The 13,566-nt window shown below is 72.8% G+C and carries 10 protein-coding genes; 8 read left to right on the top strand and 2 right to left on the bottom strand.

What is annotated here, in order from left to right; translation table 11 throughout:
* Nucleotides 1–15: 15 nt before the first annotated feature.
* From gatB to ACFRFC_RS16395, 7 genes are all read left to right on the top strand, one after another.
* On the top strand, nucleotides 16–1,530 hold the full coding sequence (gene gatB / locus ACFRFC_RS16425) for an Asp-tRNA(Asn)/Glu-tRNA(Gln) amidotransferase subunit GatB (protein WP_382685367.1): 1,515 nt from the start codon (nucleotides 16–18) through the stop codon (nucleotides 1,528–1,530).
* Between the two features lie 219 nt (nucleotides 1,531–1,749).
* Nucleotides 1,750–4,050: an MMPL family transporter gene (locus ACFRFC_RS16420; protein ID WP_382685364.1), complete on the top strand. Its 2,301-nt coding sequence runs from the start codon at nucleotides 1,750–1,752 to the stop codon at nucleotides 4,048–4,050.
* Nucleotides 4,028–4,603 carry a GNAT family N-acetyltransferase gene (locus ACFRFC_RS16415; RefSeq protein WP_382685362.1) on the top strand — a complete coding sequence of 192 codons (576 nt, stop codon included), beginning with the start codon at nucleotides 4,028–4,030 and terminating at the stop codon, nucleotides 4,601–4,603. Before ACFRFC_RS16420 ends, ACFRFC_RS16415 begins: the two co-directional genes overlap by 23 nt.
* Nucleotides 4,604–4,638: 35 nt before the next feature.
* Nucleotides 4,639–5,292, top strand: a complete 654-nt coding sequence (locus ACFRFC_RS16410; RefSeq protein ID WP_382685360.1) for a hypothetical protein — start codon at nucleotides 4,639–4,641, stop codon at nucleotides 5,290–5,292.
* A gap of 237 nt (nucleotides 5,293–5,529) precedes the next feature.
* Complete coding sequence (locus ACFRFC_RS16405) at nucleotides 5,530–5,727, top strand: hypothetical protein (RefSeq protein ID WP_382685358.1); 198 nt, start codon at nucleotides 5,530–5,532, stop codon at nucleotides 5,725–5,727.
* 554 nt (nucleotides 5,728–6,281) lie between these two features.
* A complete protein-coding gene (locus ACFRFC_RS16400) occupies nucleotides 6,282–9,482 on the top strand; it encodes an AAA family ATPase (protein WP_382685355.1) in 3,201 nt (1,066 codons plus the stop codon).
* A gap of 55 nt (nucleotides 9,483–9,537) precedes the next feature.
* Nucleotides 9,538–9,867 carry a DUF6191 domain-containing protein gene (locus ACFRFC_RS16395; protein ID WP_382685353.1) on the top strand — a complete coding sequence of 110 codons (330 nt, stop codon included), beginning with the start codon at nucleotides 9,538–9,540 and terminating at the stop codon, nucleotides 9,865–9,867.
* 58 nt (nucleotides 9,868–9,925) lie between these two features.
* Here ACFRFC_RS16395 and ACFRFC_RS16390 read toward each other — a convergent pair whose 3' ends face one another.
* Nucleotides 9,926–11,101, bottom strand: coding sequence for a PQQ-dependent sugar dehydrogenase (locus ACFRFC_RS16390; protein ID WP_382685351.1), 1,176 nt, complete (start codon nucleotides 11,099–11,101; stop codon nucleotides 9,926–9,928).
* Nucleotides 11,102–11,248: 147 nt separating this feature from the next.
* Nucleotides 11,249–12,247 (bottom strand): aldo/keto reductase, encoded by a 999-nt coding sequence (locus tag ACFRFC_RS16385; RefSeq protein ID WP_382685349.1) that lies wholly within the window; start codon nucleotides 12,245–12,247, stop codon nucleotides 11,249–11,251.
* Between the two features lie 129 nt (nucleotides 12,248–12,376).
* Between ACFRFC_RS16385 and ACFRFC_RS16380 the strand changes: the two genes are divergently transcribed.
* Nucleotides 12,377–13,330 carry a 2-hydroxyacid dehydrogenase gene (locus tag ACFRFC_RS16380; RefSeq protein ID WP_382685347.1) on the top strand — a complete coding sequence of 318 codons (954 nt, stop codon included), beginning with the start codon at nucleotides 12,377–12,379 and terminating at the stop codon, nucleotides 13,328–13,330.
* The last annotated feature ends 236 nt before the right edge of the window (nucleotides 13,331–13,566 follow it).

Below are 13,566 nucleotides of genomic sequence, written 5' to 3'. Positions count from 1 at the left end.
GAGGGAAGTTTCACCGTGACCACCACGACCGACCTGGAGTCGTACGAGGACGCGCTGGCGTCCTACGACCCCGTCATGGGCCTTGAGGTCCATGTCGAACTCGGCACCAAGACCAAGATGTTCTGCGGGTGTTCGACCACCCTCGGTGCCGACCCCAACGCACAGACCTGCCCCACCTGCCTCGGCCTGCCCGGCGCGCTCCCCGTCGTCAACGCGATCGGCGTCGAGTCCGCCATCAGGATCGGCCTCGCGCTGAACTGCGAGATCGCCGAGTGGTGCCGCTTCGCCCGGAAGAACTACTTCTATCCGGACATGCCGAAGAACTTCCAGACCTCCCAGTACGACGAGCCGATCGCCTTCAACGGCTACCTCGACGTACAGCTGGAGGACGGCGAGACCTTCCGCGTGGACATCGAGCGCGCCCACATGGAGGAGGACACCGGCAAGTCGACCCACGTCGGCGGCGCCACCGGCCGTATCCACGGCGCCTCGCACTCCCTCCTCGACTACAACCGCGCGGGCATCCCGCTCATCGAGATCGTCACCAAGCCGATCGTCGGGGCCGGCGAGCGCGCCCCCGAGGTCGCTCGGGCCTACGTCCGTGAGCTGCGCGAACTCATCCGCGCGCTCGGCGTCTCCGAGGCCCGCATGGAGATGGGCCAGATGCGCTGCGACGTCAACCTGTCGCTGATGCCCAAGGACGCCGAGAAGTTCGGCACCCGCTCGGAGACCAAGAACGTCAACTCGCTGCGGTCCGTCGAGCGCGCGGCCCGTTTCGAGATCCAGCGCCACGCGGCCGTACTGAACTCCGGCGGCACCATCGTCCAGGAGACCCGGCACTTCCACGAGGACACCGGCTCCACCACCTCCGGCCGCATCAAGGAGGAGGCCGAGGACTACCGGTACTTCCCCGAGCCCGACCTGGTCCCGGTGGCCCCCTCGCGCGCGTGGGTCGAGGAGATCCGCGCGAGCCTGCCCGAACTGCCGCTGGTGCGCCGCAACCGGCTGCGCGAGGACTGGGGCGTCTCCGCCACCGACATGCAGGCGATCCTCAACGCGGGCGCGCTGGAGCTGATCGTCGCCACCATCGAGGCCGGCGCCGACTCCGCGTCCGCCCGCAAGTGGTGGATGGGCGAACTGGCCCGCAGCGCCAACGAGTCCGGTACGTCCCTGGAGGAGCTGGCCATCACCCCGGCCCAGGTCGCCCGGCTGAGCGCCCTGGTCGACGACGGCTCCCTCAATGACAAGCTGGCCCGCCAGGTCATCGAGGGCGTCCTCGCGGGCGAGGGCACCCCGGACGAGGTGGTCGACCAGCGCGGCCTGAAGGTCGTCTCCGACGAGGGCGCCCTGGGCACCGCCGTGGACGACGCGATCGCCGGCAACCCGGCCATCGCCGACAAGATCCGCGGCGGCAAGGTGGCCGCCGCCGGTGCCCTGGTCGGCGCCGTCATGAAGGCCACCCGCGGCCAGGCCGACGCGGCCCGCGTCAAGGAACTGATCCTTCAGCGGCTCGGGGTCGGCGAGAGCTGAGGACGGGACAAGCGCCGAGGGGCCGCACCCAGCCAGGTGCGGCCCCTTCCTCGTGAGTAATCCCCTTCCTTGTGAGTAAACCCACGAACAGGGCAAACGATCATTTCTCCCTGCGAGAGTGGACGGTGATTGCTCATCCGTTCTTTGCGGGCCGTTCAGCACCTGGACGACTGTTCCCGGTCAAAGATCCGTAGACATCCCCCCACTGGGAGCAGTTACGTGGCAGCCCTCGCACGCTGGTGTGTACGGCACCGCCTCGTCGCCGTGCTGCTGTGGCTCCTGGCCTTCGGCGCCATGACCGCGGCAGCCGCCGTCACCGGCTCCTCGTACTCGAACGACTACGAGGTCCCGGGCACCGAGTCCGGCCGCGCCACCCAGCTCCTGCAACAGGGGTTCCCCGACCTCGGCGGCGAGGACGCCACCGTCGTCTGGCACACCGCCTCCGGCAGCGTCCGCGCCGCCGACGTCCAGCAGACCATGACCCGCGCCCTGGACCACCTCGCCGAGGTGCCGTCCGTCGCCGCCGTCAGCGGGCCCTACGACGACCAGGGCGCCGACCGGATCAGCGCCGACGGCCGTACGGCCTACGCCACCATCACCTTCGAGGGCCCGGCCGCCGACCTCGGCGAGGCGCCCGTGCGGGCCGTGCTGGACACCGCGTCGGCGGCGGCGACCGACGGACTCCAGGTGGAGGTCGGCGGCACCGCGATCGGCGGGACCCCGACGTCCGGCGGGCATCTCGCGGAGATCGTCGGGGTCGCCGTCGCCGCCGTGGTGCTGTTCCTCGCCTTCGGCTCGCTCGCCGCCTCGCTGCTGCCCATCGCCACCGCCCTGGTCAGCGTCGGCACCGCGTACGCCGGGATCGTGCTGCTCGGGCACGCCATGACCGTCGCCGACTTCGCCCCCATGCTCGGCATGCTGATCGGGCTCGGCGTCGGCATCGACTACGCCCTGTTCATCGTCACCCGGCACCGGCGCGGACTGAAACGCGGGCTGAGCGTCACCGAGGCCGCGACCAACGCCGTCGCGACCACCGGACGGGCCGTGGTGTTCGCGGGTGCGACGGTCTGTATCGCGCTGCTCGGCATGCTGATCCTGCGGCTGAGCTTCCTCAACGGCGTCGCCGTCGCCGCCTCGCTGACCGTGCTGCTCACCGTCGCCGCCTGCGTCACCCTGCTGCCCGCCCTGCTGTCGCTGACCGGCATGCGGGCACTCAGCCGCCGTGAGCGGCGCCGGCTGATCGAGTACGGGCCCGAGCCCGAGGTGGCCGCCGGGTTCGCCGCCCGCTGGTCGGCGTTCGTGGAACGGCACCCCAGAAAACTCGGCGCCATCGCCCTGGTCGTGCTCACCCTCTTCGCGCTGCCCACCCTCGCACTGCGCCTCGGCACCTCCGACCAGGGCAACAACCCCGAGTCGACGACCACCCGGCAGGCGTACGACCTGCTCGCCGACGGCTTCGGACCCGGCGTCAACGGCCCGCTCACCATCGTCAGCCAGGTCCATGGCGCCGGCGACAAGCTCGCCCTGGACAACCTCGACCGCACCCTGCGCGACACCGAGGGCGTCGCCGCCGCCTCCCCGGTGGTGTTCAGCTCCGGCGGCGACACCGCGTATCTGACCGTCGTACCGGACTCCGCCCCGCAGTCCGGCCGCACCAGCGACCTCGTGGACCGGCTGCGCGCCGAGGTGCTGCCCCGGGCCGAGACCGGCAACTCGCTCGACCTGCATGTCGGCGGGGTCACGGCGGGCTACGACGACTTCGCGGATGTGATCATCGGCAAACTGCCGCTGTTCGTGGGGGTCGTCGTCGGGCTCGGCTGTCTGCTGCTCCTGCTGGCCTTCCGCTCGGTCGGCATCCCGCTCAAGGCCGCCGCGATGAACGTGGCCGCCGTCGCCGCCGCCTTCGGCGTGGTCGTCGCCATCTTCCAGTGGGGCTGGGGGAGCGAACTGCTCGGGCTCGGCAGCGCCGGGCCCATCGAGCCCTTCCTCCCCGTGATCATGGTCTCGGTCCTCTTCGGGCTGTCCATGGACTACCAGGTGTTCCTGGTCAGCCGGATGTACGAGGAGTGGCTGGAGACCGGCGACAACCGGCGCGCGGTACGGATCGGGCTCGCCGAGACCGGCCGGGTGATCAACTCGGCGGCGGTCATCATGATCTCCATCTTCCTCGCCTTCGTGCTCAGCGGTGACCGGGTGATCGCCATGTTCGGCATCGCGCTGGCCGCCGCGGTCGCCCTCGACGCCTTCGTGATCCGTACGCTCCTGGTGCCCGCCCTGATGCATCTGCTCGGCGGCGCCAACTGGTGGCTGCCGCGCGCCCTGGACCGCCGGCTGCCCCGGATCAGCATCGAGCCGCCCGAGTGCCGCGCCGCCCATGAGAGGCTCTCGGCAGTCCCCGAACACGCCACAGCACAAGTCACGGCACACCGCACAGCACAAGTCCCCGAACAGGTCACAGCACCGGTCGCCGAACGATTCGAGAAGGAGCGGGAGCGGGATGTACGCGATATCGCTGGGTGACGACGGAGCCGAACTGCGTCCCCTGGAGACCTGGCACGCGCCGGAGTTCCTCGCCCATCTGGACCGCGGCCGGGACTTCATCACCCAGTACATCCCCTTCGGCGCCAAGGCCACCGACGTGGACTCCGCGCGCGAGATCCTCAAGCGGTACGCCGATCTGCGCGGCGCCGACAGCGGGTCCCTGCACGGGCTGTGGCTGGACGGCAAGCTCGTGGGCGGGGTGCTCTTCAGGATCTTCGACACCACGACCGGTGTCTGTGAGATCGGCTGCTGGCTGGAGCCCGCCGGCACCGGGCACGGGCTCGTCACGCGCGCGTCCCGGGTGCTCATCGACTGGGCGGTCGACGAACGCGGCATGCACCGCGTGGAATGGCACGCCGCCACCATCAACACCGCGAGCGTCAAGGTCGCCCAGCGCCTCGGCTTCACCCGCGAGGGCGTGCTGCGCGAGTCCTTCCCCTGGAAGGGGATCCGCCAGGACTACGAGATCTGGGCGGTCCTGGCCCCCGACTGGCGCGCGGCCCGGGAACGGAACGCCCACAGCGATCATTAAGGGACCTCTCAGACTCGGTCCGTACGGTGCCCGGCATGGGAACCAAGACTGAAGACGCTGCGGAGACCGGCGCGACGGCCGCTGTGGCCGGGAACGACCAGGTGACGGGCGCCGCCGCGGAGGCGGAAGGCACGCCCGCGGATCTCACCAAGAAGGACGCGGCCGACCCCGGCCAGGACGGCCGGGACGACACCTCGGCCGACGGCGAAGAGGCCCCCGAGGCCGCCGGGACCGACGACGAGGACCCTGACGACACCGAGATCGCCGAGATCCCCGAGGCAGCGCCGGAGGAGCCCTCCTTCGTCGGGCAGGGTGCCGCCGCGATCGTCGCCGCCGTGCTCGGCCTGGTCTCGCTCACCGGCGGCTGGATCGGCACCGTCGCCTCCGCGCGCGAGTCGCTGATCGGCCAGCTGGAAAGCTCCACGTCCTCGGACGTGGCCGTCCTGGTCAAGGAGGGCTACGGCGACGCCTGGAACGCCACCGCCCTCTACGCGGGTGCCTTCGCGCTCGTCGCGCTGCTCGTCGCGGTCGTGATCCTGGCCCGGCCCGCCTTCGGGGCGCCGGGCGCGGTGCAGCCCGCATGGATCAAGTCGGTCGCCTGGGCCGCCGTGGCGCTCGGTGTCATCGGCCTGGTCCTGGCCGTCCTCAAGTACACCGAACTCGTACTCGGCCTCCCTCCCGTCAGCTGAATCACCCCAGCTCACCAGGGGTCTTAGAACCCACCCCCGGGGGCCTCAGGGCATACGTACGGCATTCCCGTACGCCCTGAGGCCCCTTACGCGTGTCTAAGGCCCCGCCCGCCGCCGAAGATGCGGAACTCTCCCGATGTGGCGGCACCCCCTGGGAGACGAAGGTGGAGACATCGCGGAGAACGGTCCGCGAACCGGCCCCGCCCGGGCCGGAGCCACCTGCCCCGGGGAGCAGAGATGTTCGAGTACGAGTTGCAGCGCCTGCGGTCCGACGACCTGATCCGCAGGGCCGAGCACGCGCGGCTGGTCCGGGAGACCGTCCGCAAGGGCCGCGAGGCCCGCCGTGAAGCGGCGGAACGCTCCACGGGGAGCGGGGTGCCGGGCGAGGACCATACCCACCGCCCACGCCGCCCCCGTTTCCCACGCGCCGCGTGACCACCGCGCAGAACAGGGCCGGCGCCGGGACGGGGGTCCACGGCGTCGGCCCTGTGGTGTCCGGGGGGCCGCCGCGGGGTGGCCGGGGAGGTCTCGCTGGCGGTCTTGCGGGCGGCCGGGCCGGGGTGGATTCCGGTACGTGGGGGTCTGGGCCGGGAGTCCCGGCGGGGGTGGGGTCGGCTGGCGCGGGGGTGGGTGTCCCGGCCCGGATGGTCCCGGCCGGTGTGGAGGCGGGGGAGGGGGTCCCGTCGGGGACGGAGCCTGGTGGGCGGGTGTCGGGGGCGGGCGGTCTGTCCGGGACGGGACCCGGTGCCTGGGCGTCTGGTCGGTCTGGTCGGTCTGGTCCGGGTGGTCCGTCGGGGACTCCGGGTGGTCCGTCGGGGACGGAGTCTGGTGGGCGGGGGTCGGGTGAGGGTGTCCCGGCCGGTGCGATGCCCGCCGTTCCGGCAGTCGTGCCCGCCGTTCCGGCAGCCGTGCCGGCGGTTCCGCCCAGGGCCGGCCTCGCGCTTCCGGCGCCCGCCCCCGGCGTACCGGCACGGAAAACCGGTGCCTCGATGTCAGACCTCCGTGCGATGCTCGGGTCCGTGGAGAACAGGTCCGTCAGTCCGGTGTTCGTCGGGCGTGCCGACGAATTGGGCGCGCTGGAGGAGGCGCTGACCCGTGCCGCCGGCCGGCGGGGCGAGCCGCAGGTGCTGCTGCTCGGCGGGGAGGCGGGGGTCGGCAAGACCCGGCTCGTCGAGGAGTTCGCCGGTGCCGCCGGACGCAAGGGGGCCGTCGTCGCCCTGGGCGGCTGTGTGGAGATCGGCGCCGACGGGCTGCCCTTCGCCCCCTTCTCCGCCGCCCTGCGCGCACTGCGCCGGGAGCTGCCGCGCGAGCTGGCCGACGCCGCGTCCGGCCAGGAGGAGGAGCTGGCCCGGCTGCTGCCCGAGCTGGGCGAGACCGGCGCCGGACGCCATGACGAGGAGGGCATGGCCCGCCTCTTCGAACTCACCGCCCGTCTGCTGGAGCGCATCGCCGCCGACCGCACGGTCGTCATCGCCCTGGAGGACCTGCACTGGGCCGACGCCTCCACCCGCCACCTCCTCGCCTACCTCTGCCGCACCCTGCGCACCGGCCGCCTCGTCGTCCTCGCCACCTACCGCGCCGACGACATCCACCGCCGCCACCCGCTGCGCCCCCTGCTCGCCGAACTCGACCGGCTGCGCACCGTCCGCCGGATCGAGCTGGGCCGCTTCAACCGCGAGGAGGTCGGCCGCCAGATCGCCGGCATCCTCGCCGCCGAACCCGCCCCCGCCCAGGTCGACGCCATCTTCGAACGCTCCGACGGCAACGCCTTCTTCGTCGAGGAACTCGCCGTCGCCGCCTTCGAGGGCTGCCGGGCCGGGCTCACCGACTCCCTGCGCGATCTCCTCCTGGTCCGGGTCGAGGCACTGCCCGACAGCGCCCAGCGGGTCGCCCGGATGGTCGCCGAGGGCGGCTCCACCGTCGAATACCCGCTGCTCGCCGCCGTCGCCCGGCTCACCGAGGACGATCTGATCGAGGCGCTGCGCGCCGCCGTCGGCGCCAACATCCTGCTCACCACCCCCGAGGCCGACGGCTACCGCTTCCGCCACTCCCTGGTCCGCGAGGCCGTCAGTGACGACCTCCTGCCCGGCGAGCGCTCCCGCATCAACCGCCGCTACGCCGAGGCCCTGGAGGCGGACCCGGCGCTCGTCGCCGCGGGCGAGCGCATCCCCCGCCTGGCCACCTACTGGTACCACGCGCACGACAGCGCCAAGGCCCTCCCCGCCGTCCTCGACGCCTCCGTGGCCGCCCGCCGCCGCCACGCCTACGCGGAACAGCTCCGGCTGCTGGAGCGCGCGATGGAGCTGTGGGACACCGCCCCCGAGCCCGTCCGCGCCGCCCTGCGTCCCGTCGACTACGCCGACATCTACCGGACCCCCGACCCCGGTGACCCCGCCGGCACCCCGCTGCGCTATCTCGACCTGATGGCCGCCGCCACCGACGCGGGCCGCTTCTGCGGGGAACGCGACCGCGCCCTGAAGATCACCAAACGGGCCCTGCGGCTCCTGGAGGACGAGGACGACCCGCTGTTCGCCGCCTGGTTCTGGGTCCAGCGCTCCCGGCTGGTGCAGTCCAGCGGCCGCGGCGACGGCTGGAAGGAACTGGCGACCGCCCAGGACCTGGTCCGCGGCCTGCCCCCGTCCGAGGTGCACGCGGAAGTGCTCACCACCGTCGCCGGCTGGTCCATGCTGCACACCCCCGGCGCCGAAGCCCTCGCCGCCGCCGAGCGCGCCGTCGCCTATGCCCGCATGGTCGACGCCCGCGAGATCGAACTCGACGCCCGCGTCACCCGAGGCGTGCTCCTCGTCGACTCGGGCGGGATGGACGACGGACTCGGCGAGCTGCGCGAGACCAAGGAACTGGCTCTGGCCGAGGGTTTCGCCCGGGTCGCCGGACGTGCCTACGTCAATCTCTCCCACGGACTCGAAATCGTCAGCCGCTCCGGGGAAGCCGCCGAACTCCTCCAGGAAGGCGCCGGTTTCGCCCGCACCTACGGTCTGCTGGGATCCGAGACCTGGATCTGGGGCAATCTCTCCGACTCCCTGTTCTCCCTCGGCCGCTGGGGAGAGGCCGCGGACGCCGCCACCACGGCCCGGCAGCGCGGCCCCGGCGCCAAACCCCAGGGCACGGCCGCCCTCTGCCTCGCCCAGATCGCCCTCGCCCGCGGCGACCTCGCCGAGGCCGCCCGCCAACTGGCCGCCGCCCGCACCCACTTCGGCACCCACGACCCCATGCCCCAGCAGTGGATACCGCTCGCCCACATCGGCATCGGCGTCGCCGCCGCCGAGAGCCGCATCGCCGACGCCCGCACCGAACTGGACCACGCCCTGGCCGCGGGACTCCCGCCCGGTACGCAGGTGTACGGCTGGAAGCTCCTCGTCGCCGCCGCCACCGCCGAGGCCGACCACCGCACCCTCCCCACCGCCCGGCCCGGCCGCCGGCAGGCCCTGGACCGCATCCTCGACACCGCCAAGCGCCTCACCACCGGCGCCCCCATCTGGGAAGCCCACGAGAAATGGGTCCGCGCCGAACTCCAGCGCGCCGACGGCACCGCCACCCCCGACACCTGGTCCGAGGTCGTCACCGCCTTCGAACACCTGGAACGCCCCTACGACCTCGCCCGCGTCCGCCACCGCCTCGCCGAGGCGCTGCTGACCGCGGGCCCGGACCGCCCGGAGACGGCCGCCACCCCGGACGACGCTCCCGCCACCGAGGGCACCCCCACCCCCGCCCAGGACGCACCCGGCCGGGGCGCCCCCGCCCAGGACGACCCCGCCGCCACCGCCGAGGACAACCGCGCCCGCGCCACCGAGCTGCTCCGCCTCGCCCACGCCGTCGCCGACCACCTCGGCGCCCGCCCGCTCGCCGAGGCCACCGGTCTGCTCGCCCAGCGCGCCCGCCTCACCCTCCGCCAGGGCCCGCGCCGCGCCCTCACCCCGGCCGACCCGGCCGACCCGGCCGAGGCCCTGGGCCTGACCAGCCGCGAGCGCGATGTCCTGCGCCTGGTCTCGGCCGGTCGCACCAACCGCCAGATCGCCGAGGAACTCTTCATCTCCCCGAAGACCGCGAGCGTGCATGTCTCCAACATCCTCGGCAAGCTCGGCGTCTCCGGCCGGGGCGAGGCCGCCGCGGTCGCCCACCGGCTGGGCCTGTTCCCCGGCCCGGCCGACGAACGGCTCGCCGCGGGATGATGCCACCGGGCGCGGACGTTGTCCCTCCCAAGGTGCCGTGCGACCAGGGAGACGCGTGTTCAACTTCTTCGAGGAACTCTTCGCCCCCGGCCGCAAACACACCCGCGACGAACAGAACCGCCTGGAACTGACCCGCGAGGACGTGGGCGACGCCGACCCCGGCCGGGGCCCGATAGACCTGGAATCGGGCAAGGTCGTCGTGGTCCGCCCCACCTCGGACGAAGCCGGCCCGACGGAACCGCAGGCCCAAGAATCAACGGCACCGCAAGCCGAAGAACCAACGGAACCACAAGCCGAAGACCCAACGGAACCTCAGGGCACCGGACCAGCAGATCCGGACGAAGACCCACCGACCGCATCCGGCCGACCGCCCCGAGAGCAGTAGCGGCACCTCGCAAGGCCCCCACCACCAGGCCCCACCCACCAGGCCACCGCCCCCCCCGCTAACTCACCTCCAGCTCCAGAATCCGGTCGTCCCCGTCGCCGGGAGAACCGCGTCCGTCCGTCTCGCTGGTCACCAGCCAGAGTTTGTCGCCGCCCGCCGCCACGACCGTGCGCAGCCGGCCGTACTCCTCCGTCAGGAAGGACTGGGGATCCGCCGAAGCCTCCGTGCCGTCCAGCGGGACGCGCCACAGGCGCTCGCCGCCCAGGCCCGCCATCCAGAGAGAGCCCTCGGCGTAGGCGATCCCGCTGGGGGAGGCGTCATCGGTGCTCCACTGGGCCAGCGGGTCGATGAACCGGTCGTCGTCCGTATCGCCCTCCGCCTCCGGCCAGCCGTAATTGCCGCCCGGCTCGATCGCGTTCAGCTCGTCCCAGGTGTCCTGGCCGAACTCCGCCGCGAACAACCGCTGTTCGGAGTCCCAGGCCAGACCCTGCACATTGCGGTGACCCAGCGAGTACACGGGGGAGTCGGGGAAGGGGTTGCCCGGGGCCGGTTCGCCCTCCGGCGTCAGGCGCAGGATCTTGCCGCCCAGGGAGTCCTGGTCCTGGGAGAGGCCGGTGTCACCCGCTTCGCCCGTGCCCGCGTACAGCATCTTGTCGGGGCCGAAGGCGATCCGGCCGCCGTTGTGGACGAAGCCCTTGGGTATGCCGCGCAAGACGGTGTCGGGAGCGCCGAGCTGGCCGCCCGCGGGCTCCCCGGCGTCGTAGAGCATCCGCACGATGCGGTTGTCCCCGGCGGAGGTGAAGTACGCGTACACCAGGTGGTCCGTGGCGTAGTCGGGGGAGAGCGCCAGGCCCAGCAGACCGCCCTCGCCCTCCGGGGACACCCCCGGCACCTCACCCAGCTCGGTCAGCTTCCCGGTCTCCGTGTCGACCCGGGTGATCGTCGCCTCGTCGCGCGAGGAGACCAGCAGATCGCCGTCGGGCAGCGGGGCGACGCCCCACGGGCTGTCCAGGCCCTCCGCGACCGTACGCACCACGTCCACCGAGCCCTGGGCGGGCGGGGGCTCGTCGGTGGCCCGGCCGGACGGCGACGGCGAACCCGTCCCCGGGCTCTGCGCCGGCGTACTCCCCGCCGCACTCGGTGGTGACCCGCCGCCTCCGTCGCCGGAGGAGCAGCCGGCCGTCAGCAGCAGGGCGGTCGCGGCCAGCACGGCCGTCACAGCACGACGTCGCACGATCAAGGTCCCTTCGACGCGAGGTCTTCCCTCCCGGTTCCGTTCCTACTTGTCATACACCGCTCGCGCCCCACAGGTTCCCGATCAAGAGAACCCGATCCACCGCACCCCACTCCCTCCCCACTCTCCTCACCGCCCACGCTCCCGCTACTCCCAGGACCCCCGAGCCCCCGGCAGCCCCCGCAGCTCCGCCAGCTCCTGCGCGGTCAGCCGTACCTCCGCCGCCCCGGCGTTCTCCGCGACCCATCGCTCCCGCTTCGCGCCCGGCACCGGGACCACGTGGCGGCCCTGGGACAGGGTCCAGGCCAGGGCCACCTGGGCCGGGGTCACCTCGGGGCCACGGCGGGCGGCGACCCGGCGCAGGCCCGCCACGATCGGCTGGTTGGCGGCCATCATCTCCGCGGTGAAACGCGGATGCCGGGCCCGCATGTCGTCCGGCTCGAAGCCCCCGCCGGGCGTCAGCGTCCCGGTGAGGAAACCGTTGCCCAGCGGCATCGCCGCCAGAATGCCGATCCCGCGGGACTCGCACCACGGCAGCAGCACGTCCAGCGCCTCCGGGGACCACACCGACAGCTCCGCCTCGACCGCGCTCACCGGGAAGACCTGCTGTATCCGCCGCAACTGGCGGACCGTGGCGTCGTACAGCCCCGTCCCGGTCCGCCGCCCGCCCCGCACGCCCACCGCGCAGAAGCCCAGCGCCCGTACCTTCCCCGCCCGCACCAGGTCCGCCATCGCGCCCCAGGTCTCCTCGACCGGGACCTCGGGGTCGGGGCGGTGCAACTGGTACAGATCGATGACATCGGTCTGGAGCCGCCGCAGCGAGGCGTCGCACGCACGCCGGACATAACCGGGCCGGCCGTTGGCCACGACATGCTGCTCACCCACCAGCAGCCCCACCTTGGTCGACACGAACGCCTCCGCGCGGCGCTCCTTGAGCACCCGCCCCAGCAGCAGCTCATTGGTGAACGGGCCGTACATGTCCGCCGTGTCCAGCAGGGTCGAGCCCAGATCCAGGGCCCGGTGCACGGCCCGCAGTGATTCGTTTCCCCGCTGCCGGGACGAGCTGTACGCCCAGCTCATCGGCATGCACCCGAGTCCGACGGCCCCCACCGCGAGCGCCGCCGCGCCGATCGTCCTGCGCTCCACCTGGCCGTAACCCTCCCTCTCTGGGCACCCCAACCTAACCTCTGCCCGCGCGCGTACCCGACGGAGGTCCGGCAGGGCGCGCTCTTTGCCCTCCGCTCGGGCCCCGGGGCCTGTCGTAGCCTCCTGACCATGACTGCTGACGTATGGCTCCCCATTCCGCCGGACGACATCGAGGGGCTCCCGGACGGGCTCGGCTACCGCTTCTGGGACGGTGGCGAGGAGTACCCGGCGGACCCGGCCGACTGCCGGTTCTACGTCGTGCCCTACATGAAGCCGGGCGCCCTCTGCATACGACCGCTGCCCGAGATGCGCTCCCTGGAGGTGGTCCAGACGCTGTCGGCCGGGATCGACCATGTGGAACCCGGCCTGAAGCTGCTGCGCCCCGGGGTCCGGCTGTGCAACGCGCGCGGGGTGCACGAGGCGAGCACCTCGGAGCTGACACTGGCGCTGATCCTGGCCTCCCTGCGCGGCATCCCGGACTTCGTGCGCGCCCAGGACCGGGGCGAGTGGCGCGGCGGCGGTTGGCCCGCGCTCGCCGACAGATCGGTGCTGATCGTCGGGTACGGCTCCATCGGCGCCGCCATCGAGGACCGGCTCGCGCCGTTCGAACTCGCGCGGGTCGTGCGCGTCGCACGCTCCGGGCGCACAACAGAACGCGGTCCCGTGCATCCGTTCACCGAACTGCCCGCCCTGCTCCCGGAAGCGGACGTCGTGATCCTCTCCACCCCCCTGAACGACACCACCCGCGGCCTGGTGGACGAGACGTTCCTGGGGCGGATGAAGGACGGGGCGCTGCTGGTCAACATCGCCCGGGGCGCGGTGGTCGACACCAAGGCCCTGCTCGCCGAGCTGGAGACGGGCCGGATCACCGCCGCCCTCGATGTCACGGACCCCGAACCGCTGCCCCGTGAACACCCCTTGTGGGGGGCGCCCGGTGTGCTCATCAGCCCTCATGTCGGCGGCCCCACCTCCGCGTTCCTGCCCCGCGCCAAGCGGCTGCTGGTCGGCCAGTTGAACCGGTTCGTGCAGCGCGAGCCCCTCGCCAACCTGATCCTCACGACGGAGGACGCCGGGGGCCGATGACCGGCGGGACGGCGGATCCGTACCAACACGGCCGCCGCACAGGCCCGTTCGCCGGGCCCGGCGCCGCCCTGCGCGGGCCCGGACTCCGCTTCGCGCACCCTCCGCAGTCCCCCGGAAGCGGTCCGTGCCCGCATCACTGCTGGTCGTCACGGAGCGTAGAGGAACTATGTCCCTGAGTGACGAGACTGGTGTATCGTCCCGGACAGGGGCTGCGCCGTGAGCCGTTCGGCGCCGGG

It is taken from the genome of Streptomyces sp. NPDC056734 (assembly GCF_042790455.1).
GTDB lineage: Bacteria > Actinomycetota > Actinomycetes > Streptomycetales > Streptomycetaceae > Streptomyces.
The sequence above is the reverse complement of the archived record's forward strand: the minus strand, read 5'-3'. Positions and strand labels throughout refer to the sequence as shown.

Coding starts and splice junctions, on each gene's coding strand:
- ACFRFC_RS16415 (WP_382685362.1), top strand. CDS start 4,028: ATGTACGCGATATCGCTGGGTGACGACGGAGCCGAACTGCGTCCCCTG.
- ACFRFC_RS16410 (WP_382685360.1), top strand. CDS start 4,639: ATGGGAACCAAGACTGAAGACGCTGCGGAGACCGGCGCGACGGCCGCT.
- ACFRFC_RS16405 (WP_382685358.1), top strand. CDS start 5,530: ATGTTCGAGTACGAGTTGCAGCGCCTGCGGTCCGACGACCTGATCCGC.
- ACFRFC_RS16400 (WP_382685355.1), top strand. CDS start 6,282: ATGTCAGACCTCCGTGCGATGCTCGGGTCCGTGGAGAACAGGTCCGTC.
- ACFRFC_RS16380 (WP_382685347.1), top strand. CDS start 12,377: ATGACTGCTGACGTATGGCTCCCCATTCCGCCGGACGACATCGAGGGG.